General features: G+C 65.6%; 23 protein-coding genes. 13 read left to right on the forward strand and 10 right to left on the reverse strand.

Features of this window, described 5'->3' with window-relative positions:
• Positions 1-304, reverse strand: a 304-nt coding sequence (locus CYD53_RS05545) for an NAD(P)/FAD-dependent oxidoreductase (protein ID WP_146055820.1), incomplete at its 3' end; no start/stop codon positions are given.
• Between the two features lie 220 nt (positions 305-524).
• Positions 525-953, reverse strand: coding sequence for a GlcG/HbpS family heme-binding protein (locus CYD53_RS05550; RefSeq protein ID WP_103717138.1), 429 nt, complete (start codon positions 951-953; stop codon positions 525-527).
• A gap of 234 nt (positions 954-1,187) precedes the next feature.
• On the opposite strand from CYD53_RS05550, the gene lysM reads away from it, so the two are divergent.
• The 6 genes from lysM (at position 1,188) to CYD53_RS05575 (ending at position 6,599) form a co-directional block, all read left to right on the forward strand.
• Positions 1,188-1,631, forward strand: coding sequence for a peptidoglycan-binding protein LysM (gene lysM / locus CYD53_RS05555; RefSeq protein ID WP_103717139.1), 444 nt, complete (start codon positions 1,188-1,190; stop codon positions 1,629-1,631).
• Positions 1,632-1,817: 186 nt separating this feature from the next.
• On the forward strand, positions 1,818-1,943 hold the full coding sequence (locus CYD53_RS30845) for a hypothetical protein (RefSeq protein ID WP_281261243.1): 126 nt from the start codon (positions 1,818-1,820) through the stop codon (positions 1,941-1,943).
• Positions 1,944-1,957: 14 nt separating this feature from the next.
• Complete coding sequence (locus CYD53_RS05560) at positions 1,958-2,272, forward strand: rhodanese-like domain-containing protein (protein ID WP_103717140.1); 315 nt, start codon at positions 1,958-1,960, stop codon at positions 2,270-2,272.
• Positions 2,273-2,405: 133 nt separating this feature from the next.
• On the forward strand, positions 2,406-4,715 hold the full coding sequence (locus tag CYD53_RS05565) for a xanthine dehydrogenase family protein molybdopterin-binding subunit (RefSeq protein ID WP_103717141.1): 2,310 nt from the start codon (positions 2,406-2,408) through the stop codon (positions 4,713-4,715).
• A 231-nt stretch (positions 4,716-4,946) separates the two neighbouring features.
• Complete coding sequence (locus CYD53_RS05570) at positions 4,947-5,378, forward strand: c-type cytochrome (RefSeq protein WP_103717142.1); 432 nt, start codon at positions 4,947-4,949, stop codon at positions 5,376-5,378.
• Positions 5,379-5,663: 285 nt separating this feature from the next.
• The gene (locus CYD53_RS05575) at positions 5,664-6,599 is read left to right on the forward strand and encodes a c-type cytochrome (RefSeq protein ID WP_103717143.1); all 936 of its coding nucleotides are present in this window, start codon (positions 5,664-5,666) and stop codon (positions 6,597-6,599) included.
• 93 nt (positions 6,600-6,692) lie between these two features.
• On the opposite strand, the gene CYD53_RS05580 is transcribed toward CYD53_RS05575, so the two are convergent.
• From CYD53_RS05580 to CYD53_RS05600, 5 genes are all read right to left on the reverse strand, one after another.
• Complete coding sequence (locus tag CYD53_RS05580; RefSeq protein WP_210202291.1) at positions 6,693-7,862, reverse strand: GGDEF domain-containing protein; 1,170 nt, start codon at positions 7,860-7,862, stop codon at positions 6,693-6,695.
• A 353-nt stretch (positions 7,863-8,215) separates the two neighbouring features.
• Positions 8,216-8,836 carry a helix-turn-helix domain-containing protein gene (locus tag CYD53_RS05585; RefSeq protein WP_092173428.1) on the reverse strand — a complete coding sequence of 207 codons (621 nt, stop codon included), beginning with the start codon at positions 8,834-8,836 and terminating at the stop codon, positions 8,216-8,218.
• Between the two features lie 116 nt (positions 8,837-8,952).
• Entirely contained in the window at positions 8,953-9,876 is a 924-nt protein-coding gene (locus CYD53_RS05590) for a DMT family transporter (protein ID WP_103717145.1), read from the reverse strand.
• A gap of 299 nt (positions 9,877-10,175) precedes the next feature.
• Positions 10,176-10,376, reverse strand: a complete 201-nt coding sequence (locus CYD53_RS05595) for a GIY-YIG nuclease family protein (RefSeq protein WP_103717146.1) — start codon at positions 10,374-10,376, stop codon at positions 10,176-10,178.
• Positions 10,377-10,526: 150 nt separating this feature from the next.
• Positions 10,527-11,306 (reverse strand): SDR family oxidoreductase, encoded by a 780-nt coding sequence (locus CYD53_RS05600; protein WP_103717147.1) that lies wholly within the window; start codon positions 11,304-11,306, stop codon positions 10,527-10,529.
• A gap of 124 nt (positions 11,307-11,430) precedes the next feature.
• On the opposite strand from CYD53_RS05600, the gene CYD53_RS05605 reads away from it, so the two are divergent.
• Positions 11,431-12,261, forward strand: a complete 831-nt coding sequence (locus CYD53_RS05605) for a UDP-2,3-diacylglucosamine diphosphatase (protein ID WP_103717148.1) — start codon at positions 11,431-11,433, stop codon at positions 12,259-12,261.
• The gene (locus CYD53_RS05610) at positions 12,261-13,373 is read left to right on the forward strand and encodes a glycosyltransferase family 4 protein (RefSeq protein WP_103717149.1); all 1,113 of its coding nucleotides are present in this window, start codon (positions 12,261-12,263) and stop codon (positions 13,371-13,373) included. The genes CYD53_RS05605 and CYD53_RS05610 overlap by 1 nt, the downstream gene beginning before the upstream one ends.
• On the opposite strand, the gene CYD53_RS05615 is transcribed toward CYD53_RS05610, so the two are convergent.
• Complete coding sequence (locus CYD53_RS05615) at positions 13,312-15,102, reverse strand: cation:proton antiporter domain-containing protein (protein WP_245928104.1); 1,791 nt, start codon at positions 15,100-15,102, stop codon at positions 13,312-13,314. The genes CYD53_RS05610 and CYD53_RS05615 overlap by 62 nt on opposite strands.
• 213 nt (positions 15,103-15,315) lie before the next feature.
• On the opposite strand from CYD53_RS05615, the gene CYD53_RS05620 reads away from it, so the two are divergent.
• Positions 15,316-16,161 carry an AAA family ATPase gene (locus tag CYD53_RS05620; RefSeq protein ID WP_103717150.1) on the forward strand — a complete coding sequence of 282 codons (846 nt, stop codon included), beginning with the start codon at positions 15,316-15,318 and terminating at the stop codon, positions 16,159-16,161.
• On the opposite strand, the gene CYD53_RS05625 is transcribed toward CYD53_RS05620, so the two are convergent.
• Entirely contained in the window at positions 16,136-16,768 is a 633-nt protein-coding gene (locus CYD53_RS05625) for a hypothetical protein (protein WP_103717151.1), read from the reverse strand. The genes CYD53_RS05620 and CYD53_RS05625 overlap by 26 nt on opposite strands.
• 92 nt (positions 16,769-16,860) lie before the next feature.
• Between CYD53_RS05625 and CYD53_RS05630 the strand changes: the two genes are divergently transcribed.
• Positions 16,861-17,424 carry a DUF2975 domain-containing protein gene (locus tag CYD53_RS05630; RefSeq protein WP_210202293.1) on the forward strand — a complete coding sequence of 188 codons (564 nt, stop codon included), beginning with the start codon at positions 16,861-16,863 and terminating at the stop codon, positions 17,422-17,424.
• 10 nt (positions 17,425-17,434) lie between these two features.
• Positions 17,435-17,680, forward strand: coding sequence for a helix-turn-helix domain-containing protein (locus CYD53_RS05635; RefSeq protein ID WP_103717153.1), 246 nt, complete (start codon positions 17,435-17,437; stop codon positions 17,678-17,680).
• Positions 17,681-17,684: 4 nt separating this feature from the next.
• Here CYD53_RS05635 and CYD53_RS05640 read toward each other — a convergent pair whose 3' ends face one another.
• Positions 17,685-18,962: an abscisic acid-deficient protein Aba4 family protein gene (locus tag CYD53_RS05640; protein ID WP_103717154.1), complete on the reverse strand. Its 1,278-nt coding sequence runs from the start codon at positions 18,960-18,962 to the stop codon at positions 17,685-17,687.
• A 90-nt stretch (positions 18,963-19,052) separates the two neighbouring features.
• Between CYD53_RS05640 and CYD53_RS05645 the strand changes: the two genes are divergently transcribed.
• Both CYD53_RS05645 and CYD53_RS05650 read left to right on the forward strand, forming a co-directional pair.
• The gene (locus CYD53_RS05645) at positions 19,053-19,772 is read left to right on the forward strand and encodes a TetR/AcrR family transcriptional regulator (RefSeq protein WP_103717155.1); all 720 of its coding nucleotides are present in this window, start codon (positions 19,053-19,055) and stop codon (positions 19,770-19,772) included.
• Between the two features lie 9 nt (positions 19,773-19,781).
• Positions 19,782-20,309: a SixA phosphatase family protein gene (locus CYD53_RS05650; RefSeq protein WP_103717156.1), complete on the forward strand. Its 528-nt coding sequence runs from the start codon at positions 19,782-19,784 to the stop codon at positions 20,307-20,309.
• The last annotated feature ends 176 nt before the right edge of the window (positions 20,310-20,485 follow it).

The following is a 20,485-nucleotide window of genomic DNA, read 5'->3' on the forward strand; positions in this document are numbered from 1 at the left end:
CAATCGGCTCCAGCGCCTCGATCATCTGGTTCAGGTGGAAGGTCGGGCCGAAGGGCTTGATCTGCTCGACCAGGTTGTCGACCAGGCCCTGGCCGGTGACGATCGGGAAGCCGGGAATGTCGTAGATCGGCTTCTCCGGATAGAGCTCGGCGCATTGCCCGCCGACCTTGGGCAGGATGTCGACCAGATGCGCCTTGATGTCGAGCAGACCCAGCTCGAACACCGCAAACAACCCGCACGGACCCGCGCCAACTATCACGACATCCGTGGTGATGACCTCACCGGGAACGGCCACGTCGCTCATCTCATTTCCTTTGAAGCGTTCAAAAATTCGGCAAACCGAACAGCGCCGCGCGTGACATGATGCCTCGCGCGGCGTCTGGCAAGTGTTTTCGGGTCCGCCAAGTGCTTTCTGGAGCGACGAGAGCCGAATCCGGTCGGATCGAACTGATCGATGAATCCGTCTCTCGCCATGTCATAGAGATCGCGTCATCCGATCAGGATGCACCGCAACCTAATCTGCTCTAGGCGCCAGTGTCGGCCCTGAGCCCGGCAGCGATGATTCCGGCGACAGCGGCCGCCTCATCATTGTCCGAGGTGTCGCCGGAGATGCCGATCGCGCCGAGCAGCATGTTGTTCGTGTCGCGGATCAGCACGCCGCCGGGCACCGGCACGAGCGAGCCGCCGACCGCATGCGTGGCCGCCTCGATGAAATAGGGCCGCTCCTGCGCCATCTTGTGGAGGGCTCGCGAACCAAGGCCCATCGCGACCGAGCCATGGGCCTTGCCGAGCGCGATCTCGCCGCGCTTCAGGCTGGTGCCGTCCTGCGCCGCGAAGACCTTCTGTGCGCCGCGCGCGTCGAGAACTGCGATGGCAAGCGGCTTGAACCCGCTCTTTTCGGCATGGCTGAGGGCGGTTGCGAGAATGGCCTGGGCCTGGGCGAGTGTCAGCATCGGGGAACTCCGTTGATGTCTTCGGGGTGCTGTCTTGGGGCGGCTGTACCGGGGCGCTTGTGCCAGCCTGTCAATGCGCGGGGAAGAGCCCACAGCTTCAGAGCAGTTGTGCCGAAAAAAAAGGCCCATCAGATGATGCAAGGAAAAGTTGTATTCGCGCAAAAATGCAACGTCTGTCTTGAACTTATCACGCTGAGAGGGCTTGATATGCCTCCCAACAGATGGAGAAGCCTCATGGGTCTGTTCAGTTTCATCAAGGATGCGGGCGCGAAGATTTTCGGCTCGTCCCCAGCCAAGGCCGCGACGGCGGACGAGTTGCAGAAAGAGCTGGCCGGTCATGGCTTGCCTTCCGATGTTGCGATCTCGATCGACGGCGACAAGGTGAAGGTCTCGGGCAAGGCGGTCTCGACCGAGCAGGCCGAGAAGATCATCCTGGCGCTGGGGAACACGACCGGAGTCGCCTCGGTCGAATCCGATCTCGCCGTGACCAAGGAAGCCGCTCCCGCCGTGTTCTACACGGTCAAGAAGGGCGACACGCTCTGGAAGATCGCCGAAGAGCATTACGGCAAGGGCCAGGGCGCCAAATACACAGATATCGTCAAGGCCAATACGCCACCGGTGAAGAACCCCGACCTGATCCAGCCGGGCTGGGTGCTGCGGATTCCTCCGCAGGCCTGACGCGGCTCAGGGCTCGATCCGGCGACGGATCCGTAGGCCGGCTGCGTCCCTCTGGGCGCAGCCGCAAGACCCGCCCCGAGCGGGCACCGGCGCCGGGACCGCTTACGGCTGGCTCTCCATCATCGCCATCACCGGGAAATGCGCGCATTCGAACGGCAATGGCCAAGCTCAGCTTGCGCCAGAACGATGCGCACCAAACCGCTCGATCAAGATGCCCGCCGTTGGCGAATTGATCCGCAAGGCTGCATTCGGCTCGGCATCATGGTGGCAATTCCGGCGCTCACGCTCTATCTGGTACATCTGCTGGATTGAGCTGGAGATGCGCCTTGATCGTGAAGGATCTCGATATCGACGCCGTCAAGGCCGGACTTGCGGATGGGTCGATCCTGGTGGTCGATGTGCGCGAGCCACATGAATTCGCGGCCGGCCATATTCCTGGCTCGACCTCGCTGCCTCTCTCGCAATTCGACCCAGCCGCCATTCCCGACGAGCCCGGCAAGCGCGTCATCTTTTCCTGCGCCGCCGGCGTGCGCTCGCTGCGCGCGCTCGAATTTGCGCAAAGCTCCGGCCTTGATATCGACAGCCACTACCTCGGCGGCTTCAAGGACTGGGTCTTGCAAGGCGGGCCGATCGCCCGTTGACGCTTCCCAAGACTGCGGGCTGCGCCCAGTGCATCGCGGTACGCCGTTGTGCGGGGCTGACGGGGCGCGGATCCTGCTCCAGTTTCAAGTTCTGTTTCAGTCTTACATGCGACCGATTTGAGGATTGATGCCCATGCGTCCCATGAAATTCGGATTTGGCCAGCCGGTTCGCCGGGTCGAGGATCACCGCCTGACCACGGGCGCAGGTCGTTATACGGATGATACGGCGGTCGAGGGCGCGCTGCACGCCTTCGTGCTGCGCTCGCAATATGCGCATGCCAAATTCACGATCCGGGACAAGAGCGCGGCCCGCAAGATGAAGGGCGTGAAGCTGATCCTGACGGGCGAGGACGTCGCCCATCTCGGCGGCATTCCCTGCAAGGGTCTGATCAAGACGATCTCGGGCGAGCCGGTTGTGCCCTTGCCCGTGCCGGTGCTGCCGACCGACACCGTGCGCCATGTCGGCGAGGCGGTCGCCTTCATCGTCGCCGAGACGCTCGACCAGGCGCGCGACGCAGCCGAAGCCATCGACATTTCCTGGGAGACGCTGCCCTCGATCACCGGCATTGCCGCTGCGCTGGAGCCCAAGGCGCCGCAGGTCTGGCCGGACCGGCCGGGCAATGTCGCTTTCGAGGCGGAGCAGGGCGACAAGGCCAAGACCGACGCGGCTTTCGCCAAGGCCGACCGCACCGTCTCCGTCACCATCGTCAACAACCGGCTCGCCTCCAACTATATGGAGACGCGCGCATGCATCGCCGAATACGACAAGGAGACGAAGCGCTGGACGCTGACGCTCGGCAGCCAGGGCAGCCATGGCACGCGCGACATTCTGGCGAGCTATATCCTGAAGGTCGACCCTAAGCGCATCCGTGTCGTCACGCCCGATGTCGGTGGCGGCTTCGGCACCAAGATCTTCATGTATCGCGAATACCCGCTGACCATGGTCGCGGCCGAGATGCTGAAGCGCCCGGTGCGCTGGGTCTCAGACCGCACCGAGCATTTCCTCGCCGACACCCATGGTCGCGCCAATCTCGCCACGGCGACGGTCGCGCTCGACAAGAAGGGCAAGTTCATTGCCCTCAAGGTCGATCTGGCGGCCGAGATGGGCTCCTATCTCTCTCAGTACGGACCCTTCATCCCCTGGGTCGGAACCACGATGACGCCGGGCTGCTACAGCATTCCCGCCGTGCATGTGCGCTTCCGCGGCGTGCTGACGAACACGACGCCGGTCGATGCCTATCGCGGCGCCGGCCGCCCCGAGGCAGCCTATCTGATCGAGCGGCTGGTCGATGCGGTCGCGCGCGAGACCGGCAAGACGCCCGACGCTGTGCGGGCGCTCAACTTCGTCAAGCCAAGCGAGATGCCGCACAAGACCCAGACCGGGCCGGTCTATGATTCAGGCGAGTTCGAGGGGCATATGCGCCGCGCCATGGAGGTGGCGGACTGGAACGGCTTCAAGACCCGCCTCAAGGCCTCGGCCAAGGCCGGCAAGATCCGTGGCATCGGCCTCGCCTGCTATATCGAGGCCTGCGGCGGCGGCGGGCCGGAGAGCTCGACCGTGATCCTCGAGAAGGACGGCATGGTGACCGTGCTGATCGGCACGCAGTCGAACGGGCAGGGGCATGAGACGGCCTATTCACAGCTCGTCTCTCAGCATCTCGACATTCCGATGGACCGCATCCGCGTCATCCAGGGCGATACCGACAAGGTCGAGACGGGTTCGGGCACCGGCGGTTCGCGTTCCATCCCCGTCGGCGGCGCGGCGCTCGACAAGGCGACTGCGATCCTCTCCGACAATCTCAAGCAGCTTGCCTCGGAGAAGCTCGAAGCCGGCATCAGTGATCTCGAAATCGTCGATGGCGCGGTGCGCGTCGTCGGCACCGACAAGGCACTCGACCTTGCCGCGATCGCCGCGCTGCCGGGCGCGACCTCGGCCATGCTCAAGGTGCACCAGAGCTGGGAGCCGCCGGAGGCGACCTATCCCAACGGCACCCATATCTGCGAATTGGAGGTTGATCCCGGCACCGGGGCAACCACGATCCTCAATTATGTCGTGGTCGACGATTTCGGCGTGACGCTGAACCCGATCATGCTGCAAGGCCAGGTCCATGGCGGCGCGGCGCAAGGCATCGGCCAGGCCCTGATGGAGGAGATCCGCTTCGACGCCGAGGGGCAGATGCTGACCGCGACCTTCATGGACTATGCCCTCCCGCGTGCGGTCGACGTGCCTAACTTCCATTTCGAGACGCGCAATGTGCGCTGCCTCACCAATGCGTTGGGTGTGAAGGGCGCGGGCGAGGCGGGCGCCATCGGTGCCTGCCCGGCCGTGATGAACGCAATGGTGGATGCGCTCGACCGGGCGGCCGGCATCAAGGCGATCGACATGCCGGCGACCCCGATCAAGGTCTTCAATGCGCTGAAGCAGGCTGGATATCCGCTGTAAGAGCATTGATCCTGCTCTCACTTTTTGAAGAGCGACCGATTCAGTCTTCGGGTGGGGGGTACTTTGTGACTCCATCTGAAGCTGTCGGGCTCTAATGCAAGATTGCATTTGCTTTGATGCAAATGCCAATCGCGTGAGACCGGCTTGGCGGCAGCGCTCGGCTGTTGTGATCTGGAAAGGTTCTAACCGGCGTCATCCTGAGCGCCGGACAGCCTTCGGAGATGACGACGCATGATCCGCTTTGCTCTTGCTGCCACTGCTCTGGTGCTCGGTTTCTCCGCCGTCATGGCGCAGTCTGATCCGATTACCGAGCGCAAGGCCACGATGAAGATGATCGGCGGAGCCACCGGGCTCGGCGCCAAGATCGCCAAGGGCGAGGAGGCGTTCGACGCCGCCAAGGTCCAGGGCATCTTCAAGACCTATGTCGACTCCGGCAAGAAGATGGAGACGCTGTTTCCCGACAGCTCCAAGACCGGCGACACCACTGCCGGCCCGAAGATCTGGGAAGATCAGGCGAACTTCAAGGCAGCACAGGTCAAGTTCGAAAGCGATGCCGCGGCTGCGGCGACGGCCTCCACCGATCTTGCCTCGTTCCGCACCGCATTCGGCACCGTCACCAAGAACTGTGCTGCCTGCCACGAGGCCTATCGCATCAAGAAGTGAGCGCTGCCGGTTTTTGACGGCGGCCGGCGGAGCTTTTTGCTGCGCCGCGCGTTCCACTCCAGCACTGTCTCGGTCTTGCTCGGACATCCGGTGTCATCGCGGATCGGCGTCGCTTCGCGGCGTGTCCGGGATGACGCTGTGATTCCGAGCTAGAGTAATTTCCGATCCGATCGGATCGATGAATTGCTCTAGACCTTTGTTTTTGACACGTTTTCTTCACGCGAACCGGTATCCACTTCGCTCGAAAACGCTCTAGCCCGTTCGCAATCTCGGGAGAGGATGAGAATGCTGCTGCTGCGCCGCTTGCTGGTTACCCTCGTCGCGCTGGCGGTGCTTGGCCTCGCCGGTTTCTACGTCCTGACCGACCCGCGCGTGGTTTCGCCCGCTCCCGAGATCGGGGCGCTGCCGGCGCCAGACATCGAGAACGGCAAGCTGCTCTTCGCGGCGGGCGGCTGCTCGTCCTGTCACGCCACGCCCGGGCAGGACGACAAGCTCAAGCTCGGCGGCGGGCTTGGGCTGGGCTCGCCCTTCGGCACCTTCCATGCCCCCAACATCTCGCCGCATACGCGCGACGGCATCGGCAATTGGGGCGTGAAGGATTTCGTCGATGCGATGGCGACCGGCGTCTCGCCGGCCGGGCAACATTATTATCCGGCCTTCCCCTACACCTCCTATCGGCTGATCCCGCCCAAGGCGCTGGCCGATCTCTTCGCCTATATCCGCACGCTCGCGCCCGTCGAGGGCAAGGCCGCGCCGCATGAATTGCGGTTCCCCTTCAACATCCGCCGCGTCGTCGGCGGCTGGAAGCTGCTCTTCTTCGACGGAGCCTCGTTCAAGCCCGATCCGGGCAAGAGCGAGGAATGGAATCGCGGCTTCTATCTGGTGAATGGCCCCGGCCATTGCGCCGAATGCCATTCGAGCCGCAACGCGCTGGGCGCCATCGTCCAGGCGACGCGCTTCGCCGGCGGGCCCGACCCGGAAGGCAAGGGCTGGGTACCCAACATCACCCAGGCCGAGGACGGCCTGGGCAAATGGTCGAAGGAGGAGATCGCCGAACTGCTCAAGACCGGCTTCACGCCGAGCTTCGACAGCGTCGGCGGCTCGATGGCGGCCGTGGTGCGCAACATCGCGCAATTGTCGGATGCCGATCGTCTGGCGATGGCGGAGTATCTGAAGTCGCTGCCGGCGGTGCAGGGGCCGGCGAAGCCATCGGCGCACTGAGGGACGATCGGGGCGGCCAGGCGCGAAGCTCATCGCAGTTTGCGAAGGCGCCGGTCCAGGCTGACCCGGTGACCGAGGATGCGGGCGGCGCTTCTACGCCGCCTTGGCGGCCTGATCCGGCCTGGCGCTCTCGACGCGATTGCGGCCCAGCATCTTGGCTTGGTACAGGGCGCGGTCGGCTGTGGCCAGGAGCGCGGTCAGGTCGGCCTCCCGGCTCCCGGCCTCCGCGAGGCCGATGCTGACCGTGGCGGGAATCCCCAATTCGTCGTCACGCGCGGCCGTCTCGGCGAAGCGCCGGGCGATGCTCTGTCCGACCAGGCGGGCGTCCTCGCCTGTCATGTTCGGAAGCAGGATTGCGAACTCCTCGCCACCCAGGCGGGCGCTCATGGCGTCGGGGCCTGCGGCCTCCCTGGCGATGCTGGCGAAGAGCTTCAGCACGCGATCTCCGGCCTCGTGCCCGTATCGGTCGTTGATGGCCTTGAAGTTATCGAGATCGATCGCGAGCAGCGCGTGCCGGGCGTTCTTTTCCGCCTGGCTCAGGCGTTTGGGGGCGAGCTCGAAGAAACCCTGGCGGTTGTTGAGGTCTGTGAGGAAGTCGGTGCGGGCGGTGGCCAGGAGCCGAGCGTGATCCTCTTCCCGCACGAGCGCCAGCAGGGACATGGCCATGGCGACGCTGAAGAGCACGGCCTCGTACATGGTGAGGCTGGCGACGATGGACAGCACGGCGTCGCCATAGGCTGATGCGAGCACAGGAACAGCGAAGGCGCGGGCGCCGTAGAACAGGGCGTGGCCGGCGAAAACCGCGACCGCGATCGGGCGGGAGCGCAGCCCCCTCGCGGTGCGGCTGCGCAGCAGCGCGAGCGCTGTCAGCGCGCAGACGACGGCGATCGGGAATGAGCTGACATGGTTCCAGAGGAGATCGGCCGAGCCGGCGCCGACGGCGAACCAAGCCGCGCCGATGAATGCGAGCGGGCCGGCGATGAAGGCGGGGTGCAGCCTGTGGCCGTCCAGCGCCAAGGCGCCCTGCAGCATCAGCGAGTAGCCGAGCATCATCACGACGTTGGTGGCGGCCGGGCCGGCGACGCCGGGAAGCAGGCTTCGATTCATCGCCAGGATGCAGCCGAAGGCGAACAGGCCATAGGCCAAAGCCCAAAGGCCGAGCTCGCGCGAGCGTCGCGCCTGCGCCTTCCGCTCCCAAAGAGTCATAGCGGCCGCGACGAGCAGGGTTCCAGTCGTCAGGTGCCAAAGGGTTGCGAGATCCATTGGTATCGTCGTCAGCAGGGCCCGAAGCCGGCCTCAGGCATGATCGCGTGCTCCCAAATCGCCCAGCGTGTGGGGGAAGCTAGTCCGCATGGGTTAATGGTCGCTTGTGAAGATATGCGGCGCGTCGGGTTTCGAGGCCTTCATATCTTCGCGGTTGAGCCCGCAATCGCCTCGCCCAGGGGCTCGGTCAAGGCTGCGGCGGCGGGCTGAATGGCGCTCCGGCAGCGGAGAATCGATGCCGACACGCATCGGTTCTCAGTTCTGGGCTCAGGCCTGCAGCCTGCTCCGGAGCGACGATGTGGTTCTATGGAAGGTCATCCCGCTTCAACGGGCGAGCTGGAGGGCTGCGCGCCTTACTCCATCACCGCCGCCTTGAGGATGCACACCATCAGCGCGCTTCCCGGCTGATCGCCGACGCAGCGGACGATGTGGCGGCGGTCGCAGCGATAGCGCAGCGTGTCGCCGGCCTTGGCGCGCTGGATGATGTCGCCAACCTCGACCTCGAACTCGCCGGAGGTGACGGAGAGCGATTCGATCGAGCCGCGCTGGTGGCCTTCCGAGTCGAGCTCGCCGCCCGGCTCGGCCTGGATCTCGTACCATTGCAGCCATTCGACGGTCTTGATCCAGCCGATGATGGCGAGCCTGAGCTTGCCGTCCTCGGAGACCAGGATCGGCGTGTCGCTGCGGCTGGTCTTGTCGATGAAGGGCTCTTCCTCGCCACTGGAGAGCACGCGCTCGATCGAGATGTCGAGCGCCTGCGACAGCCGCCAGATCGTCGCCAGCGTCGGGTTGGTCTCGTTGCGCTCGATCTGGCTGATGATCGACTTCGCCACGCCCGATTGCTCGGCGAGTTCCGAGAGTGAGAGATTATAGGCCTTGCGCAGGCGCTGAATCGTCTTTCCGAGCTGCCCGGAGACGATCTGGGCCCCGGATTCAAGCTCCCGGCCACTGCGCTCCTTGGTCTCGATGCCCATTCGTTTTGACCGTCTTACCTGTCTGTCGTTTGCGGAGGCGAACGATTGTTTGTCTGAGCGGACAATGCCCGTTCCTGATGCAAGCAGCAAGCCGAAGCTCGCAGTTGCTCCCTGTGTCAGGTCGTGCGCGTCGACCCGACTTCGCGCTGCTCGCGCCGGAGCAGGCCGAGCTGTTGTTCGCGCAGGATCACATAGATGCCGGAGGTGATGACGATCGCCGCGCCGATCAGCACGGCGGTCGCCGGCCAGTCGCCGAAAACGAACCAGCCGATCGCGACGGCCCAGAGCATGGTCGAGTATTCGAAGGGCGCGATCAGCGAGGCGTCGCCATAGCGATAGGCCTGGACGAGGAAGATCTGGCCGAGTCCGCCGAGGATGCCGATCGCCAGCATCATCGCCGCATCCTGCAGGTTCGGCATGTGCCAGCCGAACATGGCTGTGGAGAGCCCGAGCGCGCTGGTCATCAGCATGAAATAGAACACGATCGCGCCGGTGCCCTCGCTGCGGGTCAATTGCCGGACCTCGATCGAGGCGAAGGCCGAGCAGCAGGCACCGGCCAGGCCGATCGCCGCGCCGAAGGCGGGCCCCGGGGCAAGCCCCTTGCCGACGCCGCTGATATAGGGCGAGAGCATGATCAGGACGCCGACGAAGCCGATCGTGACTGCACTCCAGCGATAGATCCGCACGCGTTCCTTCAGGATTACGGCAGCCAGCACGACGACGGCGAGGGGTGCGGCATAGCCGATCGCGACCGAATCCGAGAGGGGCAGGAACTGCAGCGAGGCGAAGCCGCAGAACATGCCGGTCGAGCCGATGACGCCGCGCTTGAGATGGCCGCGCAGATTGCTGGTTTTCAGTGAGGCGACGACGCCACCCTGCCAGGCGAGCCAGATCAGCAGTGGAATCAGGGCGAAGAAGGAGCGCACGAAGACGATCTCGCCCGTCGGATAACGGCCCGCGATCGATTTCACGCCGGCCGACATCAAGGTGAAGACCAGGGCCGAGAAGAGCTTCAGGCAAATGCCGAGGAGAGGTGACAACGGACCGGCGCGGAGGGAGGGCAGGGAGGAAGGGTCTTGTAGAAGACCGTTCCCCTTAGACCATGTCCGGCCCACGCTTCAAAGCGTCAACTCTGCAACCCTGATAGGCGGGGAGCGGGGCAAGGTTTGAACGGGGCTCAGCTCGCGTGCTCATCCTCGACGTCATCCCGGGCAAGCGGCGAAGCCGCGCCGACCCGGGATCCATGCAACGCCGAGGCTGAGCCTGCTGCTCAATCCGGATGGATGGTTTTGTGCAGGTCGTCCCAGTTTGGGTTGCGCTTTTCGATCAGGGCAATCTTCTAGGCTCTCGACCAGCGTTTGATACGTTTCTCCTGTGCGATCGCTTCATCCGCCCGCTCATAAGCCTCTGCATAGACCAGGCATGTGACATTGTACTGGCGCACGAAGTCGGAACCTCGGCCTTCTCGATGCCCGGTGATGCGCCTGGAGAGTGAGCTTGTGACTCCGACATAGAGCGTGCCGTTTCGGTCGCTGGCCATGATGTCGATTCACATCGGCGTCGTGTTCCCGGATCCTGGGTCTACGTTGAGTTTATCCTTGGGCCGATCGACGATCGGACCCGAGGGCTCCGCCCGGAATGACGGAGCCGGTGGTGCAACGTGGCATTGCCCGTCGAAACCTATCGCCCCTCAGAAACTGCCCCTGAACACGCCGCCATCGATCAGCAGGTTCTGGCCGGTGATGTAGCCGGCATGCTGGCTGGCGAGGAAGGCGCAGACATTGCCGAATTCCTCGGCCGTGCCGAAGCGCCTGGCCGGGATCTCGGCCTTGCGGGTGGCGGCGAAGTCCTCTGGCGTCATGCCCTTGATGGCAGCCATTCGCGCCGTTCCGCTCTTGAGCCGGTCGGTGTCGAAGGATCCGGGCAGGACGTTGTTGATGGTGACGTTGGCATGGGCCACCTCGCGCGCCACACCGGAGAGGAAGGCCGTCAGCCCCGCGCGCGCCGCCGAGGAGACGTCGAGCCCCGTCAGCGGCGTCAGCACGCTCGCCGAGGTGATGTTGACGATGCGGCCGAAGCGCCGCGCGATCATGCCATCGACAACGCGCTGAACCAGTTCCAGCGGCGTCGCCATGTTCTGGATGACGCCTTCGAGCAGCGCTTCGCGAGACACATCGCGAAACGGTTTCGGCGGAGGCCCGCCATTGTTGTTGATCAGGATGTCGGGCTCGGGAGCCGCCGCGAGCAAGGCGTCCTGCCCCGCGCGTGTCGAAACGTCAGCCACCACGGCGATGACCGTCGCGCCGGTGCTGGCACGAATCTGGCTCGCGGTGTCTTCGAGCGTGGCCGCGTCGCGGCCATTGACCACGACGATGCAACCAGCCTCGGCGAGCGCTTGCGCGCAGCCGCGGCCAAGACCCTTGCTGGAGGCGCAGACGATGGCCGTGCGGCCGGAAATCCCAAGATCCATGATTTTTCTCCGGAAACTAGTTGCCTCGAAGGCGAGCCAGAGCACGGATCGCTGGTTCCGTCATCAAAGCGCAACGCAATTCAGCCAAACGCCGACAGCATCGCAACGGAACGGGCAGGCGGGCATGAGCGACGATGACGAGGCGAAGCAGGTTCGCAGCATCTTCATCTCCGATCTGCATCTCGGCACACGCGGCGCGCAAGCCGATCTCGTGCTGGAATTCCTGCGCGCCTATGATGCGCCGCAGATCTATCTGGTCGGCGACATCATCGATGGCTGGCGGCTCAAGAGCGGCTGGTATTTCCCGCAGGCGCATAACGACGTCATCCAGAAGCTGCTGCGCAAGGTGCGCAAGGGCTCGAAGCTGATCTACGTCACCGGCAATCACGACGATTTCCTGCGGGACTTCGCCGGCCTGCAGTTCGGCGGCATCACGCTGGTCGACGAGATCATCCACGAGACCGCCGACGGCAAGCGCCTGCTCGTGATCCATGGCGATCTGTTCGACCTCGTCGTGCGCAACGCCAAATGGCTCGCGTTGATGGGCGACTGGGCCTACACGGTCGCGCTCGCCTGCAACACCGTCATCAACAAGGTGCGCCGCCGGCTGCACCTGCCGCATTGGTCGCTCTCGGCCTGGGCCAAGCTCAAGGTCAAGAACGCGGTCAACTATATCGGCGAGTTCGAGACCTGCCTGGCTGCCGAGGCGCGCAGGCACCATGCCGACGGTGTGATCTGCGGGCATATCCACCACGCCGCGCATCGCGAGATCGAGGGCCTGACCTATATCAACACCGGCGATTGGGTTGAAAGCTGCACCGCCTTCATCGAGCACCATGACGGGCGCTTCGAGATGATCCGCTGGCCGCAATACCGGCTGAAGGGCGAGGCGCCGGTGCCGGTCGTCGTCAAGGTGCGCCCGGAGCCGGCCGCCGCGCTCGTCGAGGCCGCGTGATGCGCCTGCTGATCGCGACGGATGCCTGGCGGCCCCAGATCAACGGGGTGGTCAGGTCGCTGGAGCGGATGTTCGAGGCGGGCCCGGCCTTCGGCGTGACGCCGCAGGTGCTGACGCCGGAAGGTTTCCGGCAGATCGGTCTGCCGACCTATCCCGATATCAGGATCGCCCTGGCGACGCGCCGGGCGGTCGCGGCGCGGATCGCCGAGTTCAAGCCGGATCATATCCATATCGCGACGGAAGGGCCGATCGGCTGGCTGACGCGCGCCGTCTGCCTGGCGCAGAAGCGGCCCTTCACGACGAGCTACCACACGCGCTTTCCGCAGTATGTCGCGGCGCGCTGGCCCATTCCCGAGAGCTGGAGCTACCGCTTCCTGCGTCGGTTCCATGGCCCGGCCGAGGCGATCATGGTGTCGACGGCCTCGGTCGAGGCCGAGCTCAGGCAGCATGGCTTCGAGAAGATCGTGCGTTGGGGGCGCGGCGTCGATCTCGGATTGTTCCATCCGCGCCCGGTGAGCGTGCTCGACCTGCCGCGGCCGATCTTCCTCAGCGTCGGGCGCGTCGCCGTCGAGAAGAACCTCGAGGCCTTCCTCTCGCTGCGTTTGCCCGGCAGCAAGGTGGTGATCGGCGACGGGCCGGCGCGGGCCGATCTGCAGCGGGCTTATCCGGACGCGCATTTCCTCGGCACGCGCGAGGGCGAGGATCTGGCCTCGATCTACGCCTCCTCCGACGTCTTCGTGTTTCCGAGCCTGACCGACACCTTCGGCATCGTGCTGCTCGAGGCGGCGGCCAGCGGCCTTCCCGTTGCGGCCTTCCCGGTTCAGGGGCCGAGCGATGTCTTCGCCGGCAGCGGGGCTGCCGTGCTGAGCGAGGATCTGCGGGCGGCGGCGCTGGCGGCGCTGCGCATCCCGCGCGAGACCTGCCTGGAGCTCGCCTCGCATTACAGCTGGCGCCGCAGCGCCGAGCAGTTCTACGGCCATATCCAGCGGGTGGCGCAGTCATCAGGGCAGGCGCTGCGCAACGAGCCGCCCTGCGCGCCCTTGCAGAGCATCACAACCTTCGTGAGCGCGAGTCCCGCGGAAGGGCCTGTGCCGGAGCGCCTGAGGGCTTGAGTTCGGTGCGGAACTGATCGCGCCGCTCATGGATGGAGGCGATGACGAGGCCCATCGGCACGCCGAGCCCGACCAAAGCCGCCTCCGAGAGCTGCAGGCTTGCCTCGATCGTCTCCGGAACCGCATCGTTGACGCCGATCTGGTAGAGATGGCGGGCATGGCTGGCGTCGCGGGCGCGGGCGACGATCACCAAATCGGGGCGCAGCGTGCGCGCGGCCAGCACGGTGGCATCGACGGCGCGTGGGTTGTCGATGGTCACGATCAGCGCGGTCGCCTCGTCGAGGCCGCTGAGGCGCAGGAAATCCAGATTCGTCGAATCGCCATAGAAGACGGGCCGCCCGGCACGGCGCTGGGTCGCGACCAAAGCGGGGTCGAAATCGATCGCGATATAGGGCTTGCGGTGTTCCTCCAGCATGGCGCTGACGAGACGGCCGACACGGCCGCAGCCGACGACGATGGCGCGCGCCGAATGATCGTCCGGCGGCAGCACCTTGGCCTCTTCGGGCAGGGTCGCGGGCACGGCCAGTCGCTGCGACAAGGCCCGGGCCAGCCGGGCCAGGAGCGGCAGCACGACCATGGTCAGCGAGACGGCGGCCAGCACGAGGCTCTCGGCATTCTGCGAGAGCAGCTTGGCCGAGACTGCGCCGCCGAACAGCACGAAGGCGAACTCGCCGCCGGGCCCTATCATGATCGCGGTTTCAAGCGCGGTCGCGCGTGACAGCTTGAAGCGGCGCGCCAGGCCGAAGACGAGCAGGGATTTCACCGCGAACAGGCCGATTGCGATGCCCAGGATGGCGAGGGGATGGGCGGCGAGATCGGCCGGGTTCACGCCCATGCCGACAGTGAGGAAGAACACGCCGATCAGCAGCGATTTGAACGGCTCGATCGTGACCTCGATGGCGCGGCGATACTCCGTCTCGGCCAGCAGCAGGCCGGCGATGAAGGCGCCCAGCCCCATCGACAGGCCGGCGGCTGCGGCGATCAGCCCGGTTCCCAGCGCGATCAGCAATGTCGCCGCCATGAAGCTCTCCGACGAATCGGTCGAGGCGACCAGGCGAAACAGCGGACGCAGCGCCAGCCGGCCGATCACCACGATGGCGGCGATCGCCCCAAAGGCCTGGACCAGGGCCTGGGCGAGGCCCGCCAGCAGGGAGCCGCCATCGGCCTGCGCACCGAGTACGCTGACCAGGAAGAGCAGCGGGATGACGGCGATGTCCTGGCAGAGCAGGATGGCGAAGCTGGCGCGGCCGGCCGACGAGGTCATGCGGCGCTTGGCCGAGAGCAATTCGACGACCATGGCGGTCGACGACAAGGCGAGGCCGAAGCCGATGATGAGCGCGGCTGGCGCCGGCTGCCCGAGCCAATAGGCCACCGCGCCGATGACGCCGCCCGAGAGCGCGACCTGGCCGAGCCCGAGGCCGAAGACGAGCCTGCGCATGGTCATCAGGCGCTCGAAGGACAGCTCGAGCCCGATGACGAAGAGCAGGAAGGCGACGCCGAGTTCGGCCGGCCCGGCCAGGGCTTCGGCCTTCGCCACGGTGATGCTGCTCAGCAGTGGGACCGAGGAGGCGAGCCCGCCGAGGCCGAAAGGCCCCAGCAGCGCACCGCAGGCCATGAAGGCCACGACCGAATTGACCTTGAAGCGCTTGGCGAAGGGCACGATGACGCCGGCCGTGGCAAGCACGACGATGGCATCCTTATAGACGGAAGGGTCGACAGTCCCGGCCACGTCAGTCCTTGCGAGTCGGCGGTGAGAAGAGGCCCGGGAGCTTGGGGGTTACGCGACGGCAATACAACCGTCCCGGACGCGCATCCATGCAGGAACTAGCCTTTGCGCATGCGGCGTTACGCCCCGCGATTCACGAAGGACTTCACGGGAAGCGGGTTTCCGGTTTCGGCGATCCTGGGCTAGCGTCTGCGGCATCTTTCAAAGGGATCGACGATGCGTTTTGCAGGCACCGAGAATTACGTCGCGACCGAGGATCTGACGGTTGCAGTCAATGCCGCGATCCGGCTGGAGCGGCCGCTGCTGGTCAAGGGCGAGCCCGGCACCGGCAAGACGGTGCTGGCGGAGGAGATTGCTGCGGCATTGGGCGCGCCGCTGATCACCTGGCACATCAAATCGACCACCAAGGCGCAGCAGGGGCTCTACGAATATGATGCGGTCAGCCGGCTGCGCGACAGCCAGCTCGGCGATGCGCGTGTCTCCGACATCGCCAACTACATCAAGCGCGGCAAGCTCTGGGAGGCTTTCGTCTCGGCTGAGCGGCCGGTGCTGCTGATCGATGAGATCGACAAGGCCGATATCGAGTTCCCCAACGATCTGCTGCTCGAGCTCGATCGCATGGAATTCCATGTCTACGAGACCGGCGAGACGATCAAGGCGGCGCGGCGGCCGGTGATGATCATCACCTCCAACAACGAGAAGGAATTGCCCGACGCCTTTCTGCGGCGCTGCTTTTTCCATTACATCCGCTTCCCCGATGCGCAGACGATGCAGGCAATCGTCGAGGTGCATTTCCCCGGCATTAAGAAGCGGTTGATGGAGGAGGCGCTGAAGCTGTTCTTCGAGGTGCGCGAGGTTCCCGGCATCAAGAAGAAGCCCTCGACCTCGGAACTGCTCGACTGGCTCAAGCTGCTCGTGGCCGAGGAGATGACGCCCGAGATGCTGCGCGAGCGCGACCCGCGCAAGCTGATCCCGCCGCTGCACGGCGCCCTGCTCAAGAACGAGCAGGACGTCTCGCTGTTCGAGAAGCTCGCCTTCATGACGCGCCGGGAGAGCCGCTGAGGCGCTGGCCGCCGGCCGTATCGCAAGGCGGGATCGCGTCTGCGAGATCGATCTTGGGATCGATGGCGCGGACGGCTTCGCGCAGGTCGAGATCGCGCGTCACCACGACATAGTCCTGCGTCTCCGACGTCTTCAGATAGCTCGTCATCGGGATCGGCTTGCCGCTGAGGTCGCCGAGGCGGCAGGCCTTGTCCGCGCCGAGCGAAAGGCTGCCGCGATTGCCGTTCTGGCCGGAGCCGAGCAGTTGCTCTTCGCGAAAGGCGGAGAGCCTTGCGGCATCGTTGGCGCTGAGGCGGAACACGGTCAGGCGCCGGCCAGGCGAGACCATCACCGGTAGGGCTGCGAGTTCGGTCGCGTCGCGGACCTCTTCGAGCACGACCTTGCGCTCATGGCGTCCGCCTTCCCTGGGCTCGACGACGATCGTCATGGTGACGCCGCCGGGCAAGGGGCGGATATCGGCCGGCAGGCTGAGGCCGGCGCGCAGATCGGCCAGCCTGGTGCTGCGGATATCGATCCGCGAGAGCTTCGGCAGGGAGGTGAGCGGAACATGGCCGCAGGCGCCGGCAAAGGCGGCAGTGATCAGGGACGCAAACAGGAAGGGGCGCATCGTGGCTCTCATCGGCTGATTGAATAAGCGGTCTGGACATTCAAAAATTCATCTATTAGTTTAATTTTGTCAATCGGAGGACGAATTAAATGATGGCATCAACGGTCCCGTCGAGCACCGGCGCGAGCTTGCTCCGGCTGCGGCGCATCAGCGTCGCGGCGCGTTTCTTCAGCTATGCGGCGGCGGCGCTGATGGCGTTCGGCATGGTCTGGCTGTGGCGCGATCCCGAAAGCCTCGCGAGCTATGCGCGCGGCACGATCGGGCTGGGCGGCAGCCCGATCGTGCCTTCGGTGCGCGGCTACTGGACGGCGCTGGGGCTCGGCACGGTGCCGGCCGGCCTGTTCATTGCCGCCATGCTCAGCCTTGCCGCCTTGTTCCGGCGTTTCGGCAAGGGGCTTGTGCTGGAGGAGGAGAATGCGTGGCGGCTCGGCCGGGTCGGTTGGCTTTTCATCGGGCTCGGCCTTGCCACGCCCGTCGCGCGCGCCCTGCAGAGCGTGGCGTTGACCTTCGACAACCCTGCCGGCCAGAAGCAGCTCGCGATCACGCTTGATCCAGGCACCTTCGGAGCGCTGGCGGCCGGGGCTGCCCTGGTCGCCTTCGGGCTGGTGCTCAAGGAGGCGGTGCGGCTCGCGGACGAGAATCAGAGTTTCGTGTAGGACGGACGTGATGCCGATCGTCGTCGAACTCGATATCATGCTGGCGCGCCGCAAGATGCGCTCGAAGGAACTCGCCCAGCGCATCGGCCTGACCGAACAGCAGGTTTCGCAACTGAAGTCCGGCAAGGTCCGCGGCATGCGCTTCGACACGCTGACGCGCATCTGCAGCGTGCTCGGGTGCCAGCCGGGCGATCTCCTGCGCTACGAGCCCGGCGAGAACGATCTCGCGCTCGACGACATCGGTCCGGAGGCTTGACGGGTCAGCCCAGCCCAAGCAGCGGCTTTGCCTGCAGCGCCGCGACGAGGGCCGCCAGCGTCGCGGCCGCATAGAAGCACGAGAAAGCCGCGACGGCTGCCACGCCGATCCGCGCCTGCCGCGTCAGCAGCCAGACGAGCACTCCGAAGGCCGGGATGATCTGGAGGGCGTGCAGCCCGAAGAAATGTGCGACGCGCAGATCACCGATCGCCAGCGACCAGCCGAAAAGCGGAACGGTCGGGTGCGGGGCCGGTTGCGTGCCGACATAGTGACCGGTGGCACTCGAGCCGAGGAGGGCGCCGCTCAACAGGCCGAAGACGCAGGTGAGGGCGAGGCCGGCGACGAGTGACCAGCGCATGACCTCGGGCATCGACGCGGCGTCGCGGCGAGCGAGCCCATAGGCAAAGAAGCCGGGCGCGACCGTGAACATCACCGCGCCCACGCCCATCAGCATGTAGAGCGCCGCGCCGAGCGTGCTGTCGCTGTTGTAGTGCGAGGCTTCCACGCGCGAGGCGCGCCAGGCGATGTAGAGCACTTCGAGGATGATCGGCACGATCACCGGCCAGACGATGTAGCGCCCGGCCCATGTGCTGCGGAAGCGTTCGCTGGCGAGCGGTAGGAACAGCGCCAGCGTCAGCAGATAGAAGGCAACCGAGATCTCGAATTTTAGCGGCTTGATCCAGGTATCGACGCCTTGGAATTGCCGGATGTCGATCAGCCAGGCGAGGACGGTCGGCACGGCCAGGGCAAGCATGGCGAAGGCGGCGGAGGTGAGGCGCGGCTCGAGTTCGAGATCGGGCAGCCAGGCTGGAAGGCGGGCCTGGAGACGGGCGATCCGGTCCTCGCGCGCCAGGCGAAAGCAGGCTTCCAGCAGCAGATAGGCGACGTAGCCAAATGGGCCGAACAGGAAGGTTACCAGCAGCACAGGCGCCATCAGGAGATGCGGGATCGCCTCCTCCTGCGAACGGCGCAGGATCCAGTTGCCGAGCAGGAGGTCGAAGGCGAGATAGTGCAGCCAGCCGGCGAGCAGCAGCGGCCTGGAGGCGAAGAGCCCCGCTATGCCGTCCAACGCGGAGAAATCCCCCTTCGCCTCGCTCCAGAACACGGCGACCAGCACGAGGTAGCCGAGCGACAGCACGGCTGGAATGACGGCGCCGGCGAGGATCGCGGAGAGGCCGCGCCAGCGCGGCAGCAGCAGAAGGGCGAGCCAGCCCAGGATCGCCAGGCAGGACCCCAGCATGAAGGCGTCGTCGAGCGTCACCGGCAGCAAAATACCCTCCATCTGAACGATGTTAAGTTGCGGCGCCGTGGTAAATCGCTATCTTGACGACGTCAAGATTGATTTTGACGATGTTCAGATCGCGGACTGTAAATGACGAAGATCGAAGCTGGTTCCGCTCGCGGCGGCTATCACCATGGCGACCTCAGGCAGGCGATGATCACGGCTGCCGAAGCCGTGCTGGCCGAGAAGGGCCTGGCTGGATTCACGCTGCGCGAATGCGCACGCCGGGCGGGGGTTTCGCCGGCCGCGCCGGCGCATCATTTCGGCAATCTCACCGGCTTGCTGACGGCAATCGCGACGCTCGGTTTCGACGGCCTGTCCGATGCGATGGAGGCGGCGGCCGAGGTCGCCGCGTGCCGCGCGAACGGCAATCGGCTGGCGGCGATCTGCGATGCCTATCTCGCAACCGCGCTCGACAAGCCCGGGCGGTTTCGCGTCGTCTTCGGCCAGATGGGACTGAATTGGGAGGAGCCTGCGTTCAAGCGTGCGGCCGGGCGCGCCTTCGGCATCCTGGTGCGCGAAACGCGCTGCGAGCTGGGCCGCGAGAGCGGAGACGATCTGCTCGCGCGCCATCCGCCGAGTTTTGCCGGCGAACCCGACCTTGCGGCGATCCTGTTCGTCTGGTCGGTGACGCATGGCTTCACCACGCTCCTGATCGATGGCCAGCTCGATTTCCTGGCGGAGGAAGGAGGCCGCGAGGTGCTGCTCGGGCTCTATTCGCGGCAACTCGTGGCGATCCTGATCGCTGCGTTGCGGACGCTTGATCTGCCGCCGCCGGAAGCTCTCGCAAATCCGCGGGGGGATGGTTAGGTTGCGCAGATGCGACGCCTCATGCTTCTGCGCCATGCCAAGTCGAACTGGCCCACCGGGGTGGCCGATCGCGAGCGCCCGCTCGCAACCCGCGGACGCGAGGCGGCGCCGGTCATGGGGCGTTATCTCGCCGAGGAATTGCTGCTGCCCGACCTCGTGCTGATCTCGCCGGCGCGGCGCACGCTGGAGACCTGGGAGCTGGTGGCGGCGATGCTGCCGGAAAAGCCGCCGAGCCATGTCGAGCCGCGCATCTACGAGGCCAAGACGGACCGCCTGCTGCATACCGCGCAGGAGGTCGATCCCGGGGTGCGGACGCTGCTGATGATCGGCCACAATCCCGGCTTCGAGGAGCTGGCCGCGATGCTGACCGGTCATGGCGACCGCTACGCTTCGGCGCGCATGAGCCAGAAATATCCGACCTGCGGGCTCGCCGTGCTCGATTTCGCAATCGAGGACTGGCGCGATCTCAGCCCGCGCGGCGGCCGGCTCGACCGTTTCGTCACGCCAGCATCCCTGGGCGAAGGCCCCGACGAGTGAGGGATGGCTCGATCCATCCACCGGAGCGGCCGTCTGACGCGACCGTCTCCGCTTCGACCATCCTGGCTTCCGGTGCTCACGGACAGATGTCCGCTCCGCTCCGGTTCTCGACGGCCGCGCCAGCTCGCTCGCCCCGGCGGCGTATCGAGCCATCCCTGTCTCGCATGCCAGTCCGC

Origin of the sequence: Allobosea psychrotolerans, from assembly GCF_002917105.1 — a bacterium.
Lineage (GTDB): Bacteria > Pseudomonadota > Alphaproteobacteria > Rhizobiales > Beijerinckiaceae > Allobosea > Allobosea psychrotolerans.